General features: G+C 60.7%; 26 protein-coding genes and 2 pseudogenes. 24 read left to right on the top strand and 4 right to left on the bottom strand.

Annotation, left to right across the window (positions count from 1 at the left end; all coding sequences use genetic code 11):
* Positions 1-7 precede the first annotated feature (7 nt).
* Positions 8-181 (bottom strand): hypothetical protein, encoded by a 174-nt coding sequence (locus BPHY_RS42210; protein ID WP_157686903.1) that lies wholly within the window; start codon positions 179-181, stop codon positions 8-10.
* Between the two features lie 396 nt (positions 182-577).
* Between BPHY_RS42210 and flhD the strand changes: the two genes are divergently transcribed.
* Both flhD and flhC read left to right on the top strand, forming a co-directional pair.
* Complete coding sequence (flhD, locus tag BPHY_RS35155; RefSeq protein ID WP_012406242.1) at positions 578-898, top strand: flagellar transcriptional regulator FlhD; 321 nt, start codon at positions 578-580, stop codon at positions 896-898.
* Positions 899-912: 14 nt separating this feature from the next.
* Positions 913-1,572 carry a flagellar transcriptional regulator FlhC gene (gene flhC / locus BPHY_RS35150; RefSeq protein WP_012406241.1) on the top strand — a complete coding sequence of 220 codons (660 nt, stop codon included), beginning with the start codon at positions 913-915 and terminating at the stop codon, positions 1,570-1,572.
* 44 nt (positions 1,573-1,616) lie between these two features.
* Here flhC and BPHY_RS35145 read toward each other — a convergent pair whose 3' ends face one another.
* Positions 1,617-3,677: a phosphocholine-specific phospholipase C gene (locus BPHY_RS35145; RefSeq protein ID WP_012406240.1), complete on the bottom strand. Its 2,061-nt coding sequence runs from the start codon at positions 3,675-3,677 to the stop codon at positions 1,617-1,619.
* Between the two features lie 243 nt (positions 3,678-3,920).
* Between BPHY_RS35145 and BPHY_RS35140 the strand changes: the two genes are divergently transcribed.
* From BPHY_RS35140 to BPHY_RS35115, 7 genes are all read left to right on the top strand, one after another.
* Entirely contained in the window at positions 3,921-4,382 is a 462-nt protein-coding gene (locus BPHY_RS35140) for a hypothetical protein (protein ID WP_157686902.1), read from the top strand.
* 12 nt (positions 4,383-4,394) lie between these two features.
* Entirely contained in the window at positions 4,395-5,609 is a 1,215-nt protein-coding gene (gene hpnI / locus BPHY_RS35135) for a bacteriohopanetetrol glucosamine biosynthesis glycosyltransferase HpnI (RefSeq protein ID WP_012406238.1), read from the top strand.
* An 18-nt stretch (positions 5,610-5,627) separates the two neighbouring features.
* Positions 5,628-6,599, top strand: a complete 972-nt coding sequence (locus tag BPHY_RS35130) for a lysylphosphatidylglycerol synthase domain-containing protein (protein ID WP_012406237.1) — start codon at positions 5,628-5,630, stop codon at positions 6,597-6,599.
* 156 nt (positions 6,600-6,755) lie between these two features.
* A complete protein-coding gene (locus BPHY_RS35125; RefSeq protein ID WP_012406236.1) occupies positions 6,756-6,989 on the top strand; it encodes a hypothetical protein in 234 nt (77 codons plus the stop codon).
* A 169-nt stretch (positions 6,990-7,158) separates the two neighbouring features.
* Positions 7,159-7,419 carry a hypothetical protein gene (locus tag BPHY_RS40530; RefSeq protein ID WP_407671293.1) on the top strand — a complete coding sequence of 87 codons (261 nt, stop codon included), beginning with the start codon at positions 7,159-7,161 and terminating at the stop codon, positions 7,417-7,419.
* A 47-nt stretch (positions 7,420-7,466) separates the two neighbouring features.
* Positions 7,467-8,042, top strand: a complete 576-nt coding sequence (locus BPHY_RS35120) for a hemerythrin domain-containing protein (protein ID WP_012406234.1) — start codon at positions 7,467-7,469, stop codon at positions 8,040-8,042.
* Between the two features lie 444 nt (positions 8,043-8,486).
* Positions 8,487-9,797, top strand: coding sequence for an MFS transporter (locus BPHY_RS35115; RefSeq protein ID WP_012406233.1), 1,311 nt, complete (start codon positions 8,487-8,489; stop codon positions 9,795-9,797).
* Positions 9,798-9,960: 163 nt separating this feature from the next.
* On the opposite strand, the gene BPHY_RS40525 is transcribed toward BPHY_RS35115, so the two are convergent.
* Positions 9,961-10,224, bottom strand: coding sequence for a hypothetical protein (locus BPHY_RS40525; protein ID WP_083775954.1), 264 nt, complete (start codon positions 10,222-10,224; stop codon positions 9,961-9,963).
* 195 nt (positions 10,225-10,419) lie between these two features.
* Between BPHY_RS40525 and BPHY_RS35110 the strand changes: the two genes are divergently transcribed.
* The 8 genes and pseudogenes from BPHY_RS35110 to BPHY_RS43940 all read left to right on the top strand — a co-directional run bounded on the left by BPHY_RS35110 (position 10,420) and on the right by BPHY_RS43940 (position 14,409).
* Complete coding sequence (locus BPHY_RS35110; protein ID WP_012406232.1) at positions 10,420-11,322, top strand: hypothetical protein; 903 nt, start codon at positions 10,420-10,422, stop codon at positions 11,320-11,322.
* A gap of 15 nt (positions 11,323-11,337) precedes the next feature.
* Positions 11,338-11,514: a hypothetical protein gene (locus BPHY_RS42205; protein WP_157686901.1), complete on the top strand. Its 177-nt coding sequence runs from the start codon at positions 11,338-11,340 to the stop codon at positions 11,512-11,514.
* An 84-nt stretch (positions 11,515-11,598) separates the two neighbouring features.
* On the top strand, positions 11,599-12,369 hold the full coding sequence (locus tag BPHY_RS35105; protein WP_012406231.1) for a ferredoxin--NADP reductase: 771 nt from the start codon (positions 11,599-11,601) through the stop codon (positions 12,367-12,369).
* Positions 12,370-12,513: 144 nt separating this feature from the next.
* Positions 12,514-13,269 (top strand): MmgE/PrpD family protein, encoded by a 756-nt coding sequence (locus tag BPHY_RS39160; protein ID WP_012406230.1) that lies wholly within the window; start codon positions 12,514-12,516, stop codon positions 13,267-13,269.
* Between the two features lie 62 nt (positions 13,270-13,331).
* Complete coding sequence (locus tag BPHY_RS35095; RefSeq protein ID WP_012406229.1) at positions 13,332-13,694, top strand: cupin domain-containing protein; 363 nt, start codon at positions 13,332-13,334, stop codon at positions 13,692-13,694.
* 4 nt (positions 13,695-13,698) lie between these two features.
* Positions 13,699-13,983 (top strand): annotated as a pseudogene (locus tag BPHY_RS43950) (SDR family oxidoreductase); the annotation flags it as partial.
* Positions 13,932-14,141, top strand: a pseudogene (locus BPHY_RS44075) (hypothetical protein); the annotation flags it as partial. The pseudogenes BPHY_RS43950 and BPHY_RS44075, both read left to right, overlap by 52 nt.
* Positions 14,101-14,409, top strand: a complete 309-nt coding sequence (locus BPHY_RS43940) for an SDR family oxidoreductase (protein ID WP_279612531.1) — start codon at positions 14,101-14,103, stop codon at positions 14,407-14,409. The pseudogene BPHY_RS44075 and the gene BPHY_RS43940, both read left to right, overlap by 41 nt.
* A gap of 52 nt (positions 14,410-14,461) precedes the next feature.
* Here the strand turns inward: BPHY_RS43940 and BPHY_RS35085 are convergent, their stop codons facing one another.
* On the bottom strand, positions 14,462-14,776 hold the full coding sequence (locus tag BPHY_RS35085; protein ID WP_012406227.1) for a hypothetical protein: 315 nt from the start codon (positions 14,774-14,776) through the stop codon (positions 14,462-14,464).
* Positions 14,777-15,203: 427 nt separating this feature from the next.
* On the opposite strand from BPHY_RS35085, the gene BPHY_RS35080 reads away from it, so the two are divergent.
* From BPHY_RS35080 to BPHY_RS35050, 7 genes are all read left to right on the top strand, one after another.
* Positions 15,204-16,577 carry an alkaline phosphatase family protein gene (locus BPHY_RS35080; RefSeq protein ID WP_041766422.1) on the top strand — a complete coding sequence of 458 codons (1,374 nt, stop codon included), beginning with the start codon at positions 15,204-15,206 and terminating at the stop codon, positions 16,575-16,577.
* A 757-nt stretch (positions 16,578-17,334) separates the two neighbouring features.
* Entirely contained in the window at positions 17,335-18,096 is a 762-nt protein-coding gene (locus BPHY_RS35075) for an enoyl-CoA hydratase/isomerase family protein (RefSeq protein WP_012406225.1), read from the top strand.
* Positions 18,097-18,149: 53 nt separating this feature from the next.
* Positions 18,150-19,211 (top strand): ABC transporter substrate-binding protein, encoded by a 1,062-nt coding sequence (locus tag BPHY_RS35070; protein WP_012406224.1) that lies wholly within the window; start codon positions 18,150-18,152, stop codon positions 19,209-19,211.
* 10 nt (positions 19,212-19,221) lie between these two features.
* Positions 19,222-20,283 (top strand): ABC transporter ATP-binding protein, encoded by a 1,062-nt coding sequence (locus BPHY_RS35065; protein WP_012406223.1) that lies wholly within the window; start codon positions 19,222-19,224, stop codon positions 20,281-20,283.
* Positions 20,284-20,292: 9 nt separating this feature from the next.
* Positions 20,293-22,074 (top strand): ABC transporter permease subunit, encoded by a 1,782-nt coding sequence (locus BPHY_RS35060; RefSeq protein ID WP_012406222.1) that lies wholly within the window; start codon positions 20,293-20,295, stop codon positions 22,072-22,074.
* A 27-nt stretch (positions 22,075-22,101) separates the two neighbouring features.
* On the top strand, positions 22,102-23,643 hold the full coding sequence (locus tag BPHY_RS35055) for an AMP-binding protein (protein ID WP_012406221.1): 1,542 nt from the start codon (positions 22,102-22,104) through the stop codon (positions 23,641-23,643).
* Positions 23,644-23,710: 67 nt separating this feature from the next.
* Positions 23,711-24,553, top strand: a complete 843-nt coding sequence (locus BPHY_RS35050; RefSeq protein ID WP_012406220.1) for an IclR family transcriptional regulator — start codon at positions 23,711-23,713, stop codon at positions 24,551-24,553.
* Positions 24,554-24,561: the final 8 nt, after the last annotated feature.

Here is a 24,561-nt window from a genome sequence, read left to right as displayed (position 1 = left end):
GCTCCTCTCAGTTGCCCATGCGCGAGGTGCTGCCGATCGTCGCTTCGGACAGCGTGACGATTAGCGTGTGAAGCGTGTTGAACGCGGCGTGCGGGTAGCGGGATGACGTTCGCGGAGAATTGCGCTGGCCGCAGGCCCGGGACGAAGTCCCGCTGCGCGACAGGTTGTGCAGAGAGCCCATGTTGTGATCGCCATGCCACGCAGTTGTGATGATGGTGCGAGCCTGGTGCGATCCGCGTGAAGGCGGCGTAAAAGCGCCTGGCCTGCCAGTTTAAATGTGCATAAATTGCATGCGCGCGTCGATGAATCTTCTATTAATTGCCGGCTATCACATTCAAATCGAATAGATTCCATTTGATGGGTATTGCAAGACGTCAGATCGGAAATCATTTCTTATTTAAATTTAATTCCATTCTAATGAAGTGTTCGTTAAAAACAAATGGCCGCCCGCCGAGTCTCTTCATACAATTGGTTCAATGCCTGACGCACTCGAAGCGGCATGGCGAATAAACAAAATCAAAAAACGCATTTGAATCAGATGCCGGGGGCGCGTATTCAGGGACATCGGAGGTAAAACATGGACCGTAGCAGCGACGTGATCGAACAAATCCGCGAAATTAACCTCTCGTACATCATGCTTGCGCAACGGATGCTCCGCGAAGACAAGGCGGTTGGGATGTTCCGCCTTGGGCTCTCGTCGGACGTGGCCGACATTCTCGCCCGGTTGTCGCTCGCCCAGATCGTCAAGCTGGCCAGTTCCGAGCAACTTCTTTGCTCATTCCGTTTCAACGATCAAGCGATACTCTCCGCATTGACACATACATCGAGGCACGCAGAAGTGGCTGCCACGCACGCCGCGCTTCTTCTGGCTGGCCAGCCGGCAACGCAGTTCAGCTGAGCCAGGGGACGGCCATGTCCAAGAAGAGTCTCAGCGAAGACGCACAGGAAGTGTTTCGCGCGATTGCGTTGATCGAACTCGGCGCGCGCATGCAGGTGCTCGAAAGCGAACTGACGCTGTCGCGCGAGCGCATGATCCGCCTGTACCGCGAAGTCAAGGGCGTATCGCCGCCCAAGGGCATGCTGCCGTTTTCGGCGGACTGGTACACGACCTGGCTCGCGAACATTCACGCTTCGCTGTTCTACAACACATACCGCTTCCTGAGAGACGAGGCGCGTTGCTCGCATCTGGACGCGCTGACCAAGGGGTATCGACTGTATCTCGAACATTGTCGTCACAACCAGACGGAACCCGTGCTCGATCTGACGCGTGCATGGACGCTGGTGCGGTTTTTCGACGCCAACATCCTGCAACTGACGCCCTGTTGCCGTTGTAGCGGCAAGTTCATCGGGCATAAGCATGACTTGCAGCACAACGTCGTTTGCGATGCGTGTCAGCCGCCATCGCGCGCCGGCAAGACGAAGAAGGCCGCCGCAGCGAAGCGCGACGCGCAGCCGCAGCTTGTCGAAGTACAACACGCCGCCAACGACGTTGAGACCATCGCCGTTGAAAGCCTCGCAGCCGTCGAGACCGTTGCGCCTGGCGTCTTCGAGGAAGCCGTGCTGGCGGCGTGACGCCGCGCGCACCAGGCGCGCAGAAGGTTGATCTCTGGCGACACTCAGGCGGCCGCAGGGTCGCTGACGAGTTGGTGCCCGTTTTCCATGCGGCCCGCCAGGCGCCGCAGGAATGCGGGTTGTCCATCGACTTTCACCGACAGGTCGTACCAGTTGCCACTCGATGAGACTGGCCATCGCGTGACTGTTTCACGGTTAGCTGGGACGACAAACATCCAGGGTCCGTCCGGGCGATAGGCATTCGCCGTGACCACGAATGCACACGCCGTGCTGCCTGGGTTTATCAATCTCAGGCAGACGACATTGCTCGCACGTTCGCATGTGATTCTGATCTCGGGGCGAACTGTTGCCGTCTCTGACGCGTTGATCACGTCGCCCGAAAATATACGCAGATAACCGTTCGGGCCACGCAGCGCGAGATGGTATCGGTCGCCCATGAGCCTGGTATGACTCCAGCTGTCGGACAGCGTGGTGCCCGGCGCCAGTGCATAACGACTGGGAGGATTGGTCCGGGTCTGAAGATCGTAGACAGATATCGCGACGCCGCCCGGGCCGGCATTCTTCATGACGAGGTGCAGCGTTCCGTCTCTCACGTCCGCGTTCGCCTCGATGTCGTAGGGCAGCGCACGTGACGCGCGGGTGCCTCGCTCCTGTACCGGCATCGATTGCATTGCGGGCACAGACGGCTCGGGCAGCGAACTGCACTGACGATTGGCGTCGGACACATACCAGCTCGTATCGGGCAGCGGTGGCCATGTCAGGTCGCGAGCGCTGAAGTCGAACGCCGACAGGAGGTTGCCGCATATCGCGCGACGCCAGGCGCTGATGTTCGGACAGTGGACACGGAAACGCCGCTCGATGAACTGAATGACCGACGTGTGATCGAAGATCTCAGAACACACATAGCCGCCTCTGGACCACGGCGAGACGACGGTCATTGGCACACGGAAACCAAGACCTAGCGGCAGTCCCTCGAAGATCTCTCCCGTCGTCGCGATCGTCGTCCTGCCATCCGCGTCTGTGGCGGGTGGTGTCGGTGGCGGCTCGTGATCGAAGTAGCCACCCTGTTCGTCGTAGTTCAGCAGGAAAACGGTCTTCGACCAGACATCAGGATTGGCGACAAGGCCTGCAAGCAGGCGCGCCGTGAGGTCTTCCCCCGCCTGCGGATGGTAGCTCGCGTGTTCGGATAACGCAGCCGGCGCGATGATCCACGAAACCTGCGGCAGCGTGCCCGCTGCGACATCTGCGGCGAAGGCGCGCGCCACGTCGTCGACTCTCGCCATGCCTCGCCGGTACAGCGCACTCGACAACGACGCAGACCGGAAGTTGCGAAACAGCGCAAGCGCGTTATCGTCGAAGTTGTCTGCCTGCTGATACACGCGCCAGCTTACGCCCGCCGCTTCGAGCGTTTCGGCGACCGTCGGCCATGCGAAGCCGGGGGTTGGCTCGGCGTTGTCCAGTATCGGTAGAAAACCGGCTGACAGTCCGCTGCTGCCGCTGAAGAGATGCAGGCGGTTCGGGTTCGTCTGAGTGAGCGTCGACGCGTAGTACTGGTCGCAAATGGTGAACGCGTCGGCCAGTGCGTAGTAAAACGGCAGATCGCGCCGGTCGAAATAGCTCATACCGAGTCCAGTGGAACGAACCTTGTTCCATTCGTCGCATCGGCCCTTATCCCACATCGCAATGTCGACGGGATAGTTCATCGCGGGCGCCGGTGCACATGTCGCGCGCGTCACGGCAGTGTCCGCATGGAACGGCACGATATGGCCGGTGCCCGTGGGCTGCATCCACACGGGGTCGCCATTGGGCAGCGCGATGGCCATCCGGTCGTTGAAGCCGCGCACGCCTCGCAGCATGCCGAAGTAGTGGTCGAACGAGCGGTTTTCTTGCGTGAAGATCACGATGTGCGCGACATCGTTGAGCGTGCCCGTCTGGCTGACGGGGCGCGTTGCGAGTGCCTTCTGTATGAGCCGCGGCATCACGGCCGCGGCGACCGATGCGCCGATTGCGCCCACAGCCGTTCGCAGAAACGCACGCCGTGGCGTGCGCGCCGTGCCTTGCTCGGCATCGCAGACGCCGGGTGGGATTTTGCGATTGGCTTTCATCGCTGCGATCGCTGCTGGATGCGCATTGCCTGGTGACAGTCTGTCGACAGGACAAATCGAATTCGATTGATTGGCAATACTACATGAGCGGCCTTAACGAAATATTAAGAAGAGTGTGTTACTGCATCTGCGTGACATTGCACCGGGTCGAGACGACGCTTCCTTTCAGATCGATTCGACTGCCTCAGCCTATCGAAAGCTGCTGTAACCCTGCGTAACAGACGCTTAACGTCTTCTTCAGATTTGCCCCATTACGATCACATGAATCGGGCTAAATACACGACAGTTGCCGGCGACCGTCAAATCGACGACACCTCTGTCGAGCGATCGTCGATGAGAACGCGAATGAATCGCACAATGGTTAGATCAATCCGGGCGCATCTAATGGCCGCGTCGATCGTTGCAACGGGCATCGACGCGGTCGTCGTGGTGTTGATGTTTGTCTTTGGCGTCGATGAATCCACATTTGAAACGACAGGTTTCAGGATTGCGGTTGTCGCCGCGATCGTCATCGCAACTGCGTTGACGCGCCTGTTCGCACTTGTTGCATATCGGCTTGCGCTGCGGGAGCGGGGCAGCGACGCGATCAAGGGCGAAGCACGCCACGTACATCCCGGGTGTCGCTTTCGGGCACTCGTTTCGCTGCATCTATGTTTTGCCGGTGCAACTACCAACCGCGGCGCCGCCGAACGGCGTTTCATTTGACGAGGCACGGACATGGCGCCAGATGCACTCGCCAAGGCGGCGTCACTCCTGTCATTCGACGGGGCACGGCTCGCGTTGACGTACATTTGCGGAGTGTGCGCGGCCTTTGGCGTCGTCTATACGGTTGTGGCCGCGTCGCTTGTCGGTCCTTTCTTCACTCGCCGTTCTCCGCCATGTAAGCGTTATCCGGCCGTGACCGTCATCAAGCCGCTGAGCGGAATGGAGTCGGCGCTGCTGTCGAATCTGCGCAGTTTTTGCGAGCAGGACTATCCAGGGGACGTGCAGTTTCTCTTTGGCGTGCACGACGCTCGCGACCCCGCGCTGGAAGTGGTCAGAGAATTGCAGCGCCTCTATCCCGCCGCGCACATCACCACGATTGCCAACAGCGCGCTGCATGGCTGCAACCGGAAGGTCAGCAATCTCATCAACATGCTTCCTGCTGCCGAACACGATCTCTTCGTATTTGCCGACAGTGACGTTACCGTTGCGAGCGATTATCTTTCGCGCGTGGTTGGCGAACTGCACGGTGAGGGCGTGGGACTGGTGACATGCGCATATGTGGGCGTACCCGATCCAGGCTTCTGGCCGCAGCTGTCCGCACGCGCAGTCGACTATCAGTTCTTGCCGGGTGTAGTGACCGCGCTTCGAGCGGGTCTTGCACAGCCTTGCTTCGGCCAGACGATCGCCATGCGGCGTAAGACGCTCGATACGATAGGAGGCCTCGGCCAGTTTGCGGGTCTGTTGGCAGAAGACCACGCGATCGGGCTCGCCGTGCGAGCGACCGGGCAGAAGGTGGTAGTGCCGGGTTTCGTGATCGGGCATGCATGTCCGGAAACGACGGCAGGACGCCTGATAGAACACGAGTTGCGATGGAGCCGGACCATCCGGCGTATCGATCCCGTGGGACATGCGGGATCCGCGCTGGGCTATCCCGTCGCGTGGGCGACGCTTGCGCTCGTGATGGGAGGGGCGCCCGTCTGGGCGGTGGCTCAGTTGCTCGTCGCGCTTGGCGCGAGGGCGCTGCTTCAGGCACGCATCGACACGCTCCTGAAGCGGCCTGTTCGTAACCTGTGGTTGCTGCCGTTGTGGGACCTCTTCGCATTCGCCATACTGTGCCTGAGTTTTTCTTCGTCGCATGTCGTGTGGCGCGGGGTCAGCTTCCGGGTGGACGGCCGTGGGTTGCTCACGGTCGAGCCGGAGCGCCCGTCTGCCGATCGCACCAGCTGACCGGCCTCCCGGGTTTCGATGATCAAGCACATCAGCAGGTACACAGCCCTTGCGGGGCTTGCGATAGCCCTCTTTACCATCTGGCGCAGCCATCCCGCGCAGGTGCTCGATCTGTTGCGCGACGCGGGCGCAGGTCTGCTCGTCGCGGCACTTGCGCATCTGCTCGCGATGCTGCCCAACGCGCGTGACTGGCAGACGCTGATACGGGGAGCCAACCGGCCTGCATTGTCTTCCATGCTGAAACTGGTGTGGATACGCGAGTCCGTCAACTGCCTGCTGCCTGTCGCGCGTATCGGCGGAGAACTCGTGTCCTTCCAGCTATTGAAGCGCTGGGGTGTAAGGACATCGACGGCTGCTGCGAGCCTCGTCGTTGATCTGCAACTCACCATCATCAGCCAGTTCGTTTTTACGATGGCGGCTGTCGGCTATCTGGCCGTCCGTGGCGGCTCGGCGTTGGGTCATGTGATAGGCGTGCTTTCATGGAGCACGGCGCTGCTCGTGCCCATTCCCATATTGCTGTTTGCGCTTGTGCAACATGCCAATCCGTTCGCGTTCGCGTCGAGGGCGCTCGGACGTGTAACGAGCGGGAAACTGAACACACTGGTGGGCCCATCCGCCAGGACCGATCAGGCGATCAAGGTAATCTGGCGCAGACGCGGCGTGATCGTGCGATATCTGTTTCTCTGGCAACCGCTTCAGTGCCTGGCGACAGGCTTCGAGTTGTGGATTGCGTTGTATTTCCTTGGCTCCGACACGAGCTTTTCTGTGGCACTGGTCATCGATATCCTGATACAGGCGGTGAGCAGCGCAGCGTTTGTCGTGCCTGGCGCACTGGGCGTCCAGGAAGGCGCTTTCGTCGTGATCGGCGGTTGGTTCGGCATCGAGCCGGCGACAAGTCTGGCACTTGCGGGCGCACGCCGTATCCGCGACCTGATGTTCTACATCCCCGGTCTCATCGCATGGCACGTCTCCGTGCGCCGCACACAATGAAGCGGTCGCGCCGGTTACGAGCCGGGCATGGCATCTTTTCCGGCTGTGCGATGTCAGCTTTGCTTCGATGTTTTGAATCGTTTCTCCAGGCCCATTTTCTGCTGCGGTGAGTGCGCACGCGCAGTCGTTCAACCAGTCAGGAAATGGAGCTCACGCATGAATCGAATCGCACTCTTGGCCGTCACGGCCACCGTATCTCTTGCTTTCGCCAACGTCAGCTTTGCGGAAGGCTGCACAAAGGGCGCTGCGGTGGGCGGCGTTACCGGACACGTCGCAGGCAAACACGGCGTCGCGGGCGCAGCAGCAGGGTGCGCAATCGGGCACCACGAAGCGAAGAAGAAAGATAAAGCGGCAAGCGATGCTGCCGCGAAAGGCGCCACGAATCAGTGACCACTGCCGATAAGTGACGATTGCATTCGTCCGGACCGGCCTCCCGCCGGCCCGGCGCGAGAGCTTCTGGAAGCGGGCGAGTCGAGCCAGCTGAATCGCCCGAACATTGCTGCTACGTCTCCGTTTCAGGTCTTTTAGCGTGCGACAAAATGCACGTCGACAGGTTGGGATGCGCATCTATCCTTCAGAAAAGACCTTGCCAAATGGAACATTCGAATCAACGGAGACGACGATGCTCAGCCCTCATGAGATCGCAGCGCTTATGCTGCTCGAGACAAACCCGCAACCAGAAAATCTCGATCCTGGCGATCTGCACGCGTTGTGCGAGCGCCAACTTGTCTTGCTGGAAAATCTCGCTTCGGGTCACGCGTACGGGCATCTGACCGCGCAAGGCTGCTCGATATTAAGGTCGGTCGGGAGGTTTCACTAGCGCCTGACTGTGCCTGAACCGCAGATCCGACCTGCAGGAGAAATGCAATGCAGCAGCCAATCGCGAGGAGAGCGGTACAGACTATCGTCCGTGAACATCGACAGCTTTCCGTGGTGGTCAACGGCATGAGCCGGTTCGTCCAGTCATTGGCTGAGGGCGCTCATGCGCCACCACCGATCGTGATGCGGGCCATGCTTTACTACATTCGGGACTATCCGGAACGGGTGCATCATCCCAGGGAAGACAAATATCTATTCGCGCGCTTGCGATCGCGCACGGATGAACTGCACGACGTAATCGACCAACTGGAGGCGCAGCATGTCGAGGGCGAAGCGCGGGTACGCGACCTCGAACGCGCGCTGACCCGCTATGAACTGATCGGGCAATCTGCGGCGCCAGCGTTACAGACGACAGTCGATGAATACGCGGCGTTTTACAGCCGTCACAGGCTGCTGGAGGAGGACGTCATCTTGCCGGCGGCGCTGCGGTGTCTCACGGCGGCTGACTGGATGGAACTCGACGAAGTATTCGGCGACACTTGCGACCCATTCAGCGGCAGCGAGCTTCAAGGCGAACTGGACCGCTTGTACAAGCTGATCGTTAGCGCGGTTCCAGCATCTTGACGCCTGCACGTTGCCTCCAAAATTGCATGCTTGTTTGTGAGCGGGCCGCCTTGTCGCAGACGTCCGACGCAGGTGCCTGCATCGCCAGCCTCTTTCAAACTGCACGCGTTGCTATCTATTTTGTTTATCGCCGCGTTTTGGCAGCGTTGCTGAAGCCTGCGTCGCTGTAACGCCAGAAATGCCCTCCCGTGCCGCAAAATAGGGGCTTCCGTCGCGGGTCGCAATCCGCCACCCATACGCGCCAATTCGCACGTCGTTAAAAGCGGCGCGTTGTTATATGGTTTACCCGACTCTTCCGATCGTTTCGCGATCCGCTTAACTTGCGCGGGTGCAATGACGATGACGGCCAGCCCATGCTGCGTATGTCAAACCTCATCGGCACACGGTCCACGGCTCGCTCGCAGTCCGAGGCCGGATCTCATTCAATCAGATGAAGAGGGAAGTATGCGTTTGGGTTGGTACTCGGGCCTCACGCCTGTTGAGCGGCGCACCTTTTGGGCTTGCTTCGCGGGTTTCGGCCTCGATTCGATGGATGCGACGATTTTCTCGCTGGTCATTCCAGCGCTCATCGCAACCTTGGGGCTGACGCATCCGCAGGTGGGCTACCTGGCGACGGCGGCGCTGATAGGGACTGCCATCGGCGGATGGGGGGCGGGTATCCTCGCCGATAAGATCGGGCGTGTGCGCATCTTGCAGTTCACCATCCTGTGGGTTGCCATTTCCACCATCGCCGCAGCTTTCGCAAGCTCGTTCCCGATGCTGTTCGGCATCCGGTTCCTGCAAGGCCTGGGGTACGGCGGCGAGGCAGCCGTCGGCGGCGTCCTGATAAGCGAAGTCATCCGGCCTGCGCTGCGCGGACGGGTTGCCGCCGCGGTTCAGAGTGGCTACGCGCTCGGTTATGCCATTTCCGTTGCATTGCTGCCCATCATCGCTTCACTGTTTCCCGAGCAGATCGGCTGGCGCGTGTTCTTCGCACTGGGCGTGGTCCCTGCCGGTCTGGTTTTCTTCATTCGTCGGCTCGTGCCCGAATCGGGCGTCTACGCTGACGCAAAGGTCGCGAGCCGCAGCGGCGTAGCGGCAACGCCGTTTTGGGCGATCTTCGCGCGGGACCATCTGCGCCGCACGACGGCGGCAGTCATCATGGCGACGGGAATCTTCGGCGGAGCCTATGTAATGATCACGTGGCTCCCGACGTATCTGCGCACCACGCTGCATCTGTCCGTCGGTTCGAGTGCCGGCTATCTTGCGTGCAACATCCTCGGCTCGCTGGTGGGGCCGCTGCTGTATGGCTTGTTGTCGGATCGTCTTGGCCGCCGACCCGCGTTCATGACGTTCCTCGTTCTACAGGCGGGCAACGTCGCCATCTATCTGCTCGCGCCGATCGGACCCAGCGTGACCGTTCTGCTCAGCTTTTTCCTGGGCGCGTTCCAGGGCGCTTTGGCGTCCGGCATGCTTCCAACCTTCGCCGAGCTTTTTCCGACCAACATCCGGGCGAGCGGCCAGGGGTTCTGCCTCGGCGGCGGCCGCGGCTTTGGCTCGATCGTTCCCGCGACCGTTGGTTTGCTCGCAGCGGCTTTGCCGCTCGGAACCGCGATGGGCACGTGCGCGCTGTGTGCTTACGGCGTCGCCTTCTGTGCAGCGGTGTTCCTGCCCGAGACAAGCGGCACCGAATTGCAAGAGACGTCGCACGATAGCACCGCAAATGCCGATGGCTACGCGGACATCCATAAGAGTTCGCTGGCGGTTCGGAACTAAACCTTCAGCATGCCGCAGTTCGCGACGCGCAACGCCCCCGCCCCTGGGCGACCGAGGGCCCCGTAACAAAAGGCGGTTCGATCGGTCTGCTGGCCGTCAGGAGAAAGAGAGGAGGACGGAGGCTCTTCCTCGCTATCTTCGCGCCGGCCGGCTCCCGACGGGCTCAGTGCCCGTGCGCCTCGCGCAATTCGGCGGCCGTTCTCCGTCGTTCACTGGGGCGGACGTGGAACGCTGCGCCGACGACAAAGAGAATTCCAGCTACAGGCCAGACATAGATGGCGGCCGCGATCGCAAGCCAACATGCATATTCAGGTGGGTAGGCGTGGAGTGCCCATAAAAAGCAGGCAACTGGTGACATCAGTGCGGACAGAGCCGACCAATTAAGAAAAGCTGCGACCTTCGCTTTCTTTTGCGTCTCAGATTGCATGCCTGTCTCCATGAGGAATGGCACTGGCTATAGCGTCGCACAGTAGTCCCTTCACGAATACTTGGCGAAATCCCTGAGATATCCGGATTATCTGTCAGGTTATTGAAAGAACCATAATGTCAAACACCCGTGTAAAAATCGGCGTTCTTCAAGGGCGTTCCATGCTCCAGGCGTAAAGGCCGTGACGACTCAGCTATGGCAGAATTGCGCTCGACCAAGTCTCAATCCAAAAACATAACAAAGTTCAGATGCGCCATGTCTTTGAGTTTTCCGAAGCGACATACGACCATCAGGGTAGTCGTTAGCACTGTGATGCTGCAAAGCCTTCATTCGCTGCAGTTGTTTTCCTATCTGGGTTTTGTGTATTCACGCTCGTGGTCTGCCTTCAAGGCGGCGATGCCGCCGCAGTTGTTGATGTGCGAAGCTGTATGGCTTGCGTCAGCTATAGCGAGCCTGGTCGCTGGCATCGCCTTGTTTGACCGACGCAAATGGGGGCGACCGCTATACGCGTGGACGCTCATCGTGGCTCACGCCTGGGGGCTCTTGACGCCGTTTCGGCTTCTTTCGCTGATTTCGCTGCCGTGGTCGGGTGTCCTTATTGCCATTCTGTACAACCGGCAGGGCCGTGACTTCCTTGCAGGGCACCGCAATCCGGGCAAACTATCCGCGCGCGATTGCATCAGGATCGGCGCGCTTGCTGTCTCGTGCTCGCTTCACTATTTGGCGATGTCGTTTTCGGTAAGCCGCACAGGGTGGCTAGCCATGCTAATGCCGAATGGGCGCCCGTTGGATCTGCTTTTCGTCGCAGCGGTCGCACTCTTCATTGGCCTCGCGCTTTCTCCGAAGGGCCGGCGAGCGTGGAATTGCGGCGTCACGCTGATGGTCTTTTCGGTGTCGATGGCGGGCCAACTGATCGTGAACGTCGCGACCAGTACGCCGCTCGTCAGATACCTGCCACCACCGTTCCGTTTCACCGCCTATCCGTGGTCAGTCATGATTCCATACACGGGAATGGTCGCACTCGTGGCGTTTGCGTTGTTTCAGGCGAACCGCCCGCATACTCCGGGACCTGCGCTTGAAATGCCCGACTTCACCTGACGCATGAATGGGGACATGCACGTTGCCGAGTCCTGTGCGGCCGAACGTGAAGCCGAATGCGGGCGCGGCGACAGCCGCGGCCTTGATGCTGGGATCACGGACCCAGATGCGTTCGCGTGCCACGACATCTGCGACGAAGTCGACGCGGTGGTATGGGTAGTCAACTCGCTCGCCACCCTGAGCGGCCGCTGATCTTGCGATGACCCGGTTGGGCGTAAAATCTCGCCTGTCTGTCGCTTTCCGCGCTAACTGTCACTTCCGCTACTTCGCACCGTAATGAGCAAATTCGACACCGCTACCGTCCAGTCGGTCCATCATTGGACTGAGACCCTCTTCAGTTTCACTTGCACCCGCGAACCGGGCATGCGCTTCCAGAACGGCGAATTCACGATGGTCGGCCTCGAAGTCGACGGCAAGCCGCTGACCCGCGCTTACAGCATCGTGAGTCCGAACTACGAAGATCATCTCGAATTCTTCAGCATCAAGGTTCAGGACGGGCCTTTGACATCACGGCTGCAACATTTGAACGTGGGCGACACGGTGCTGATCGGCAAGAAGCCAACCGGCACGCTGCTGGCCGACAACCTGTTGCCCGGCAAGACACTGTGGCTCCTGTCGACGGGGACGGGCCTCGCACCGTTCATGTCCATTATTCGCGATCCGGACATCTATGAGCGCTTTGGGCGCGTGATTCTGACCCACACGTGCCGCATGAAGGGTGAACTCGCGTACATGGACTACATCAAACACGACCTTCCCGGTCATGAATATCTGGGCGACGTCATCAAGGAAAAGCTTGTCTACTATCCGACTCTGACGCGCGAGGAATTCGAAAACGAAGGCCGCATCACTGACCTGATTGCGTCCGGCAAGCTTTTCACGGATCTTGATGTACCGCCGTTCTCTCCGGAGAACGATCGTGTGATGTTGTGCGGCAGCACCGCAATGCTCAAGGATACGACCGTGTTGCTGAAAAACGCGGGTCTCGTCGAAGGCAAGAACAGCGCGCCTGGACATTATGTGATCGAGCGTGCGTTCGTCGATTGATCTGGGGGGCGTTTGGTCCGCTCGTTGAGTCCAAAATAAAGTCGACGGCAAGCCGGATCCTGCCGAAGCACTACCTATAATGTGACAGCGACTCGTCATGTTCCCCGATAGACCGCGCAATGCGGTACTGGGAGGTAATGCTTCGTGGAGACGCCGATATGCGATTCCGGTGCGCGGTCAACCGTGGCGCAGACATTCGCCCGGTTCTGCGCCGGGCTCGAATGTGACGCGCTGCCGCCCGTCGCGGTCGAGCGTGCGAAGCATTTCTTCATCGACTACCTTGCCATCCCGCTGCACGGTTCCACACTGGATTCAAGCCGGCCAGTGCGTACGCTGACCGCCGCACGGCCGATTCCGGGTGGCGCCACGCTGTTCGGCCGGCCAGGCCCGGTGCATCCGGCCTGGGCCGCACTGGCCAACGGAATGGCCGCGCACAGCATGGAACCGGATGACACCTTTCTTCCCGGTTCGATCCATAACGAGTCGTTCGTCTTTTCCCCGGCACTCGCGTTGGCGGAAGAAGGCGGCGCAAGCGGAAGACGTTTCATCACTGCGATCGTTGCTGGAATCGAAGTTGCCTGCCGTGTCGCCGCTGCGCTTAAGCCGGCGGTGACGAATGCCCGCGGTTTGAACGCACAGTATCCAGATGCGTGGCCTGCGCGTGTCGAAGTGAAACTTGCCGACGGTCGCACGTTCGTTGCTGCGACCCGATATGCCAGGGGCGATCAACGAAATCCGTTGACCGTCGATGAGGTGATCGCCAAGCATCGGAGCATAGTCGCGGGTGTGATCGACGAGCGCGCCGACGACGAAATCCTCGACTTCGTTCTACGTCTTGAAACAAGACGGGACTTTAACGAGCTGACACGCATCTTCAAGACGTTCGTTCTGCCAGGTTAACTGCTATTCGTCATTGCGGGTAGCGCCGGCTCACATGCCGTTTGCAAGCGAAAGGAGAAGCGATGGAATGCATCGAAATCTATACCGGCGGCGACGGTCAATCGCAGTTCAGGCAGATCGAGGCGTTTGAAGTCGGCCCGGTGTCGTTCAAGGGCGTTGCCGTGTCCTTGTCGTCGCCACAGGCGTGCGAGAGCGTGCTCCTGCATGAGTTCGACAGCGACTATTTTCTCGGCTGGCACAATCCGCCGTCCAAACAATATGTATTTGTGCTTGCGGGGGTGCTTGAAATTGACTTGGGAAATAGTGTCGCTGCGCAACGCTTCGCGGCAGGCGCCGTGTTCCTTGCAGGTGATTTGCACGGCAAAGGCCATACGACGCGCGCAATCGAGGCAGGCCGCGCACTAGTCGTCAATTTGCGAGGGTGAGGCAATGGTACTCGACCGTGCTTTGGCCGTCGTGACGGGCGGCAGCAGCGGCATAGGTTTCGCCGCCGCCGAACGATTCGTATCCGAAGGCGCACGCGTGGTGATCAGCGGGCGTAATGCGGACAAACTGCGTCAAGCTGCCGAGAAGCTCGGTGAGAACGCTTTGGGTGTCGTCGCGGACGCCGCAAGCCCGACAGACATGCGCCGGCTATACGAGAGTGCAGTGGGCCACTTTGGGTGCGATGTTCATGTAGTGGTCGCGAATGCCGGCATTTCGCGGCAAACGCCTGTGCGCGAGACCCTCGTGGGAGCAATTTTCCGAGGTGCTCCGGATCAACGTTGGTGGAGTCTACGCGACCGTGCGCGAGTCGCTGCCGTTTTCTCGCTCGACCTGCATCGATCATCCTTGTTGCGTCGCTTGCGGCCAATCAGGGCACAAAGAATTTCTCGGCCTATTGCGCGTCGAAGGCAGCTGTGGTTTCGCTTTCGCGTCAACAGCATTTCGCCCGGCGTTGCGGACACCCCCATCTTCGACACATTGGGAATATCCAACGCGCAACTGCTGCAATGGTCGAATGTCATTCCGATGAAGCGGCCCGCAAAACCCGATGAAATTGCCGCTGCGATCCTTTTTCTCGCGTCGGATGCATCGCGATATATGACGGGCGCCGATCTTGCCGTCGACGGGGGTATGTCCGGGATCAGTCCATTTTGATGAAGCTCGTGGACGAATCTCAAACCGGGAGCGCGGCGAGCTTCATGCGCGGTCAATACCCGTAGCCGCCCTGGCAAGGCACATACGCGCGTCGATAGCTGTCGTAGCATGCGGCTGACGGCGGCTGGGCATAAACGGGTTCCGCATAAGCGGGCTGCTGATAGACCGGCTGTGCGTAAGCGGGCTGGGCATTCACAACCGATGTCACGAGCGCGCCAAGCACGGCGCCGCCGATGAGCGCCCCGACGATCGCGCCGCCATCGCCGCCGCCGCGACCATGCCCCCAGTCGCTGTGCCCGTGCGCCGATGCCTGCTGGGCTACTGTCAAACTGCCGATTAGCAACAAAACGAGTGCAGTGCGTTTCATGAGACTTCTCCGTTTCCCGTTTGACGGGTTTATGAAGAGCATCCTAAGCAAGCGCTGATGAAATAACCTATGCATTTGGTAACGGCGCATTTCGCTGCTTACAAAGCGCTCTTCGGCTGGTGTCGGGCGGTTTTGTATATATGGTGGACACCATATGCGAAGTGATGTGGGTGCCTCGCTGTTCTACCTCACGAGGCTGAAGCGTCAGGAACTAAACCGGCTGAATGGCGGGGCTCTTCGACGCCTACATGGCGACACGAAAAGTGCAGCACCCGTGAGCCTGGCGGTCAGCGGCCGCTATCTTTGCCGACGTTGTCGCCGCATGGTGCCGTTAGCCGAAACCAGGAGACAATACGCATCGCTACCGTCAATAGGTAATGTGCAAATAGCGGTGGAATATGTGACATATCCGACGAAGGAGCGGGAGATGCCAGCGATCGATAATATTGATATGTTCGTCGTTTTGATGCTGGAGAACAGGTCGTTCGATCATATGCTTGGTTACCTCAGTTTGACAGGAGGTAACGCCAACGGTCTCTCGTCCGATCCGGCATGGCTGAATAACTTCACAAATGTGTACGCGGGGCAGTCCTATCCCGTTCACCGTCTCGGGCCAGACGTCACTTCAATACCGGATCCTCCACATGACCGGGCGCCCATAGCAACGCAGATCAATACGCCTTGCGCGCCGGGCGGTTGTCCCGAGCTCGGCGGGTTTGTTCAAAGTTATGCAACTCGCGCCATTCCCGCGCCGAATCTTGCGGACGTGATGGGATATTACGACGCGGCCGCGCTGCCGACTTTCGATTTCCTGGCGCGGCATTATACGGTTTGTGATAACTGGTTTGCGCCTCTACCTTCGGGAACGCAGGCAAACCGGCTGATGGCAATGGCAGGGGATAGCGCCGTCAGTGACAACGTGCAAGGACTCAGTTTCATCCCCGATCAGCCGCTCGTGTACGACTGGTTGCGCGAGCGCGGGATTCCCTGGTGCGTCTATCAGTCTGGCAGCTTCTTTCCCTTTTTCAGTCTGATGAAGAAGTGGTTGCCTGAGATCATCACGTCACTCACCCTGCCGCATGACGATGTCGGCGGCAGTTTCCGTCGCTACGCCCGGTTCGCCGCCGACTGGCAGAGCAACGCGATCATGCCCAAGGTCATATTTATCGAACCGGAGTACACGGACGGTCCGCACTTCAACGCCAACGACGATCATTGCCCGACAGGTATCGCTGGGGGCCAGGCTTTTGTCGCGGATGTCTACCGGACGCTGACGTCCAATCCTGATCGCTGGAAGAACACCCTCCTTATCGTGACTTACGATGAGCACGGAGGGTTCTTTGACCATGTTTCACCGCTCCCCATTGCGGCCAATGTCGCAGGATTTCCTTTTGAAACGACAGGGCTACGCGTGCCCGCCGTGCTTGTGTCGCCCTACGTCACTGCGGGCGGTGTCTTCTCGGGAAAGCTCGACCATACGGCCATATTGCAGCTTCTCGCGGAAAAGCTTGATTCGAATGGGACGTATTCGCCTGCCGTCTCGGCGCGCAACAGTCACCTTGACAGACTGAGCAGTGCTCTGAATGTCGCCCCAGTCGCCGAAGCTCCGCCCGCCCTTTCCGGCAATACCGGCGCGACGTTCAATGCACCATTCAATGTTCCTTTGAAGACTGGACAGTCCGGATCGAATCAGGGTTTTCATGCGGTAGCACTACAGGTCGCTCGAGATCACCCGCACCTTTTGATGTCGCCGCAGTGGGCCGATCTGGCGCAGTATGTGACCACCTATGGAAAGCATTGAAAGCGTCGGTGGCGAGTCGATAGTGCCAACAGTTCACGGGCAGGTCGTCGGACTAGCGGGCGGCCAGAATGACGAGGCGTGTGCGCCCGCTTGAGACAAAACCTGATCACGAAGCCGACTCCACCCGTCCTGACTGACGGTTGCAGATCGCGCCGCGCCGGAAACGCGCGGAGCGACGCGAGATTGGCCTTCGGCCCTGCAGCACACGGCATTCCAGGGGGCGCCGCAGGCCCACCTAAACCGGCAACGGCGAACACGTGACTACAAGAAGAAGTCGTCGCCGCGATCCAGAGGCAGCCATTTTCATAACGGGCCTGAACCTTGTCGGGCTCCGCCGTTTGCGGTCGTTCGATAACGCGCCCGGAAGGCGCCGCTAAAACGCTCCTGCGCATAGATGCGTTTCATCATTGGCGGCCTTCAGGGACGGCTTGCGCTTCCCGCTGATGCTCAGCACGCCCTTGCGGATCTGGACGCGTGCGAGCCATCGTTGAATCGCAGGTATCACGCTCGCGCGTTTGCGCATGGCGCTATCCGAGCTGTCTTGCCGGTGTCTGCGACATGGATCAGCTCGCCGACAAGCGGCATTCTTCTGTGTGAGCCGAACAGGAACATCTTCGATCTTTCCTCGAATGCGCGACACATTCGCCTGGCGCGCTTTTTTCGCCGAGTTGCCCTTCTTCCGCGTAAACCCGCTTGCACCTTATTTTTGATGGCTCTATATTGCATTTCACCATCAACTATTACGATGCGATAAACCATGGGTGACCACGTTCTGTTTTCGAACCACGGCCGCGTCGCGGTCATCACGCTGAATCGTCCCGAACGGCTGAACGCCTGGACTACGCCGATGCGCGAATCGATCATCGCTGCGCTCGAGCGTTTGAACGCCGACGACGATGTCGCCGCGATCATCATGACGGGCGCGGGCAATCGCGCGTTCTCGGCGGGGCAAGATCTGGCTGAGGCGCACGACTTCGACGGCGAACGCGCCGTAGGGTGGGTCAAGGAGTGGCAGCGCTACTACGCGACGCTGCGCGGCCTGTCCAAGCCGCTCGTGATGGCTCTTAACGGCACGGCTGCAGGTTCGGCATTTCAGGTCGCCTTGCTCGGCGATATCCGCGTGGGCCACCCCGGCGTGCGCATGGGTCAGCCGGAGATCAATGCGGGCATCGCCAGCACGACCGGGCCGTGGATCATGAATTCGATGCTCGGCATGTCGCGCACCATCGAGCTCACCCTTACCGGCCGTCTGATGGACGCCGACGAGTGCTATCGCATCGGGTTGATTCATCACATCGTCGACGAAGACAAGGTCTTCGAGAAAGCGCTCGAAATCGCCACGGAGCTCTCCGCCAAGCCGCGCGTCGCGATGCGCCTCGACAAACAGCGCTTCCGGGAAATGACCGAGCCGGGTTACGTCGACTGTATCGAGGCAGGGGAACGTATTCAGCGTGAGGCGTACGACTCAGGCGAGCCCGCTCGCATGATGGAAGAGTTCTTTAAGAAACGCGCCAAATAAAGTGGAAGAAGCCGGGCAGTTCCTTCTCAACTCTAGTGCGAGAGACCTGAACCATGACATCAGACTTCAATCCGACGCGCCGCCGCATTTTGCATGGCGCCGGCGCGCTCGCCGTGGCCGGCATGATCCCGCCGGCCGCACGCGCTCAAACCAGGCAGATCGTCGTATCGGACCCGGGCGGCCCATACACGACCGCGTATCGCGAAGCCTTCTATGACCCGTTCGAGAAAGCGACGGGCATCAAGGTCGTCAGCGTGGCGCGCGAATCACAGCCGGTCGCGCAATTCGCAGCGATGGTGCAAACGAAGAACTATGTGTGGGACGTCACCACGCTGACGCTATCGGCGGACATTCCGTATCTCGAAGCGAAAGGCCTGCTGGAGCCGATCGGCCTGAAAGCGAGCGACTATCCGGACATCATGTCCGAGGCGATCACGCCCAACTGGCTTGGTGTCGACGTGTATTCGACCGTGCTCGCATATCGCGCCGACAAGTTCAAGGACAACGGCCCGAAGTCGTGGGCGGACTTCTGGGACGTGAAGAAATTCCCCGGCCGTCGCTGCCTGCGCCGCAGTCCGCTTGATACGCTGGAACAGGCGCTGCTCGCCGATGGCGTGCCGCTCGACAAGCTCTATCCGCTCGACGTGGACCGCGCATTCAAGAGTCTCGACAGGATCAAGCCGCATATCAACATCTGGTGGACGTCGGGCGCGCAGGCGATGCAGGCGATCCAGAGCGGCGACATCGACATGATCTCGACCTGGAACGGCCGTGCGCAGGCCGCAAAAGACAGCGGCGCGCCGGTGACGATCGTGTGGAATCAGGGCCTGTATTCGATCGAAGGCTGGGGCATTCCGAAAGGCACGCCGCACGCCGATGCCGCGAAGCAGTTCGTGCGCTTTTGCGCCGACGCAAAGCGTCAGGCTTCGCTCACGCGCACGCTCGCGTACGGCCCGACCAACAAGAAGTCCTTCGAGACCATCGGCAAGGAGCGCGCGACGCTCCTGCCGACCGCCCCGGACAACATCAAGGACATGAAGCTGCCGAGCCCGCAATGGTGGGAAGAGAACCGCCAGAAGGTCACCGAGCGGTTCAATTCGTGGATCATTTCGTAAGGAGCGGACGATGAGCTCGAAACTCGAGGCGATCGGCATTGCGAAGCGCTATGGCGATTCGGTTGCGCTGGAACCGACCGACCTCGCCGTGCAAGCGGGCGAATTCCTGACGCTGCTCGGTCCCTCGGGTTCGGGCAAGACGACCCTGTTGCAGATGATCTCCGGCCTCGTCGCGCCGAGCGCGGGACGCATCGAGATCGACGGGCGCGACGTCACGCATGTCGAACCGGGCAAGCGCGGCATCGGCATGGTTTTTCAGAGCTATGCGCTCTTTCCGCACATGAGCGTGTGGGACAACGTCGCATACGGCCTGCGCATGCGGCGCAAATCGCGTGACGAAGTACGTGCCGCAGTGGACAGCGCGCTCGCGATGGTGCGCATGACCGAGTTTGCAAAGCGTTTTCCGAAGGAATTGTCGGGCGGGCAGCAGCAGCGCATCGCGCTCGCGCGCTGCTTCGCGTACCGGCCTTCCGTGATTCTGCTCGACGAGCCGCTCGGCGCGCTCGATAAGAAACTGCGCGAACACATGCAGACCGAGATTCGACGCCTGCACAAGGAACTCGGCGCGACCTTCGTCTACGTGACGCACGACCAGGACGAAGCGCTCACGCTTTCCGACCGTATCTGCCTGATGAACCAGGCACGCATCGAGCAGGTGGGCACGCCTGCAGATTTATACGATCGTCCCGCCACGCGCTTTGCGGCGGGCTTCATCGGTCATTCGAATCTGCTAGAAGGCGAACTTGACGCTGCGCGCGGCGCCTCCGGCGAGCCGGTCCTGCTCGCCGCGGGCGGCCGCATTCCATTGCCGCTCGGCGCATCGGGCGCGCCCGCCACGCGTCACACGCTGCTTCTGCGTCCCGAAGCGCCGCGTCTCGTCGAACCCCACAGCGGCTTCGTGGCCGGCACCATCGCAGATGTCGTGTTCTTCGGCAGCGACACACGCGTGTCGCTTTCGATGAGCGACGGCAGCGAGCTGACCATACGCTGCGAGCGCAGCGTGAAACCGCGCATCGGCGACAAGGTGGGGCTCACGTGGGATCCGCACCGCACGACGTTGCTGCACGCCTGAGGAGCCGCCATGACCATCGCTCTTCATGCGTTGCGTGAAAACGAAGCGTCGCGGCGCGGCCGGTCTGTCATGCTCGCGCGCTGCATGCGCTTTCTGCCGATCGTACCGACATTGCTGTTTCTGCTGCTGTTTTTCATCGTGCCCGTCGGCGAGATACTGCAAGGCGGTCTCGTCAGCGCCGACGGTCAGATCGGGTTCGCGCAGTTCGAACGTATCGCGCGCACACCTGTTTATGCGAAGGTGCTGTGGATCACCTTCGCCATCTCGTTCCTGACCGCGGCGCTGTCCATCCTGCTCGGTTATCCCATCGCATACATGCTGAGCCGGCTGTCGGAGCGCGTGCGCGAACGCTGGCTGCTGTGGATCATGCTGCCGTTCTGGACCAGCTATCTCGTCAAGACATACGCGTGGATGCTGTTGCTCTCCAAGACTGGCGTGCTCTCGACGATCGCGCTCTCGCTCGGTCTCGTGCACGAGACGAGCGGTACGATACCGTCGCTGACGGGCGTGCTGATCGGCATGGTGCATTCGATGCTGCCGCTCGCCGTCATGACGATGCTTCCCGTGATGCGCGGCATCGACGACCGGCTCGCGCAGGCGGCCGAGACGCTCGGCGCGGAACGTAGCACGAGCTTCTTCACGGTCTTTCTGCCACTCTCTTCGCCGGGCGTGGCGGCGGCGGGGCTGCTCGTATTCATCTCGAGCCTCGGCTTCTTCATCGTGCCGGCGCTGCTCGGCTCGCCGAAGGAAACCATGATCGCGCAGCTCGTGATCTCGTCCGTCCTCGAACTTTTCGATATGCGGTTCGCCGGCGCGCTGTCCACTGTCTTGCTGGTCTGCTCGATTGTCATCTTCTTCGTCTATGACCGCATGGTCGGCCTCACCTCGCTGACGGGTGAAGTGACGCAGCGGTCGCGCGGCTCGCGCTCGCGGGGCTTCCGGCTCGCACTGCTGATGACGGCGGGCCGCGTCTGCGCGCCATTCATGATGCGCCGCAACGCGCTCGCAGACACGGCGGCTCGAGCCGCGAGCCCGCTCGGAATCTATACGTGCGTCATCATGGCGCTGCTCGTGGTGCCGGTGTTGTCGGTGATTCCATATGCGTTCACGTCGAGCGACTACATCGCGTTTCCGCCGAAGTTCTTCAGCGCGCGCTGGTTCGGCATCTTCATGGATTCGCCCGTATGGCGTAGCGCGATCATCCGCTCGTTCGAAGTCGGTCTCGGCACGGCGCTGCTGTCGCTGCTGCTCGGCTTCGGCGCGACGCTCGCGATGACGCGCATGCCGCGCCGTGCGAGCAAGCCTGTGTTCGCGCTGCTGGTTGCACCGTTGATCGTGCCGCGCATCGTTTTCGCAGTGGGTCTGCTGTATCTGTTCGGCCGCCTGGGACTCACGGGCACGAATCTCGGCCTCATCGTCGGACATACGGTGCTGGCGATTCCTTATGTGGTCGTCACGCTCGCGGCAGGTTTCCAGCGCTTCGACTGGCGTCTGGATGACGCAGCCCGAGTGATGGGCGCGTCTGCGGTGCGGCGCATTACGTCGGTCGTGCTGCCGCTGCTCATGGCAAGCGTCATGGCGGCGTTCCTGTTCGCGTTTCTCGTTTCCTTCGACGATCTGACGATTGCGATCTTCGTGAGTGGCGGCATCAATTCGACGCTGCCGAAGCAGATGTGGGACGACATCCAGCTCGCGATCACGCCGACCCTCGCCGCCGTGTCGACTACGCTGGTCATTCTGATCGCGCTCGTCGTGGCGGTGTCTTCCTGGCTCAAGCGCCGCGCTCGCTGAATCCCGGGCTTTTCAATCGATACAGATATGCATCCCTATCCGGAATACTTCGCTCACCGTCACGCAAACGACGAACTCGACTGCGTGCCACTGCTCGCGGCGGGATTGCGTCGCGCACCGTCGCGCACCGTCGCGCACTTCGACGATCAGCCGATCACCTGCCATGACATCGCGCGGCATGTTGCGCAGTTGCAGCGATGGTTCGCACGGGAAGGGCTCGAGCCGGGCGACCGCGTCGCCGTGATGCTCAGCAACAGCGCAGAGCACGTTCATCTGATCTACGCGCTCGTGCTGAGCGGGCTCGTCTGGGTGCCGGTAAACACGAAGCTGCGGGCGGCCGGCCTCGTGTATCTGCTGCAGCACTCGGAGCCGAAGCTGCTCATCATCGACGACGAATTCGAGGCCGTGACCGCGACGATCGATTGCGCTGCGACGCGGCGCGTGCGCATCCCCGCGTTCGATGCGCAGGAAGCGCATGCCGCATTCACGAGCCCGAATATCGGCGTGCACGATCCGCTGTGCATCATCTATACGTCGGGCACGACGGGTGCGCCGAAGGGTGTTGTCTTCACGCACCGGATGATGCGCATCGCGGGCGAAGCCGCGCTGCGCGTGGCCGATGTGCGCGAAGGCGACCGGCTGTTTCTATGGGAGCCGCTGTGTCATATCGGCGGTGCGCAGATGCTGCTGCTTCCGTTCCTCGAAGCCGTGACCTTGCACGCAGTGCCGCGCTTCTCGGCCTCGCAGTTCTGGGCGCAGATCCAGCGCGCCCGCGCGACGCACCTGCATTACCTGGGCGGAGTGCTCGATATCCTGATGCAACTGCCGCCCGACGTGCAGGCTGAAACGCACACGCTGCGCGTCGCATGGGGCGCGGGCGTGAGCGCCTCTGCGTGGATGACGGTGCAGGGGCGGCTCAACGTGCGCCTGCGGGAATGCTATGGCATGACCGAATGCTCGAGCTTCGCGACGGCGAATGCGACGGGGAAGCCAGGGTCGATCGGCCGCGCGCTGCCGTGGATCGAGATCGAACTGCTCGGCGAGGACGGCCAGCCCGTGAAGCACGGAGAAGCGGGCGAGATCGTGTTGTCGAGCAAGGTGGAGGGCACGTTTTTGCCGACCTACCTGAAGCATCCCGACGCGACCCGAGCCGCGTTGCGCGACGGCAGGCTGCACACGGGCGACCGCGCGCGACGCGACGGCGACGGCGATTTTTTCTTCATCGGCCGGCAGACGGACAGCATGCGGGTGCGCGGCGAAAACGTATCGGCGTGGGAAATCGAGCGCATTTTCGCGGAGCATCCGGCCGTTCATGCCAGCGCGGCGATCGGCGTCGCATCGGCGATCGGCGAGCAGGATATTCTGCTCAACGTGCAGTTCAAGGACGCCCCTGTGGACTGGGAAACCATGCACGCGTGGGCGCGCGAGCGGCTCGCCAGTTTTCAGTTGCCGAGGTATTACCGGGCGGTGGAAAGCTTCGAGCTGACGGCGAGCGAGCGCATCAAAAAGCATCTGCTGCCGCGTAGCGTGGACGACGCCTGGGATCGGATGGGCAACGCTCGGGCGTGATATCGCTATTCGATACTGTTATAGGGACATGCGATAATTCGCCAACAATCGACAAGACGAGCATGTGATGACCGACGCGCCTAAAGTTCCGCGCAAGCGCAAGAGCCCAGCGACGAAGCCGCAGGCCGAGGCGGCGGACCCGACCGCCTCTTCGCTGTACGTGCAGTCCGTCGAAAAGGCGATGAAAGTGCTCACCGCCTTCGACGGCAGCAAGCGTCAGTTGTCGCTGTCCGAGATCGCTTCGCTCACGGGTTTCGACCTGAGCGCGACGCAGCGCTTCACGTTCACACTCGCGGCGCTCGGCTATCTTTTCAAGGATGCCGACAGCCGCAAGTACGAACTGTCGCCGAAACTGCTGGACTTCACCTACCATTACCTGACGTCCAACGAACTCGTGAGTCGTGCGACGCCTTATCTTCAGCAACTCGGCTCGGAGACGGAGGAGGCCACGAATCTCACCGTGCTCGACGACACGGACATCGTTTTCGTGCTGCGAATCGTGAGCCGCAACGTGTTCAATGCCCACGTGATTACTGGGTCGCGTCTGCCCGCATACTGCACTGCACCGGGGCTCGCAATCCTGGCGACGCTCCCGGACGGAGAAATCGACGACATCCTGTCGCGCACGAATCTCGTGCCGTATACGTCGTCGACCGTGTATCAGCCACGCAAGATTAAAGACCGCATTGCGCAGATCCGGAAGCAGGGGTACGCACATACGGAAGACGAGTACTTTGTCAGTGATGTTTCGACGGCGGCGGCGATCACCAATGCGCATGGGCGAGGGATCGGCGCGGTGAATATCGCTGTAGCAAGATCGCGATGGCACGCGGACCGCGACGAGCGGCGCTTCGCCGATCTCGTCATTTCCACGGCGTCGGCAATTTCAACGCGGCGTCGCGTCGAATAGCGCTAGTC

Origin of the sequence: Paraburkholderia phymatum STM815, from assembly GCF_000020045.1 — a bacterium.
Classification (GTDB): Bacteria; Pseudomonadota; Gammaproteobacteria; order Burkholderiales; family Burkholderiaceae; genus Paraburkholderia; species Paraburkholderia phymatum.
This window is presented reverse-complemented; position numbering and strand designations above follow the sequence as displayed.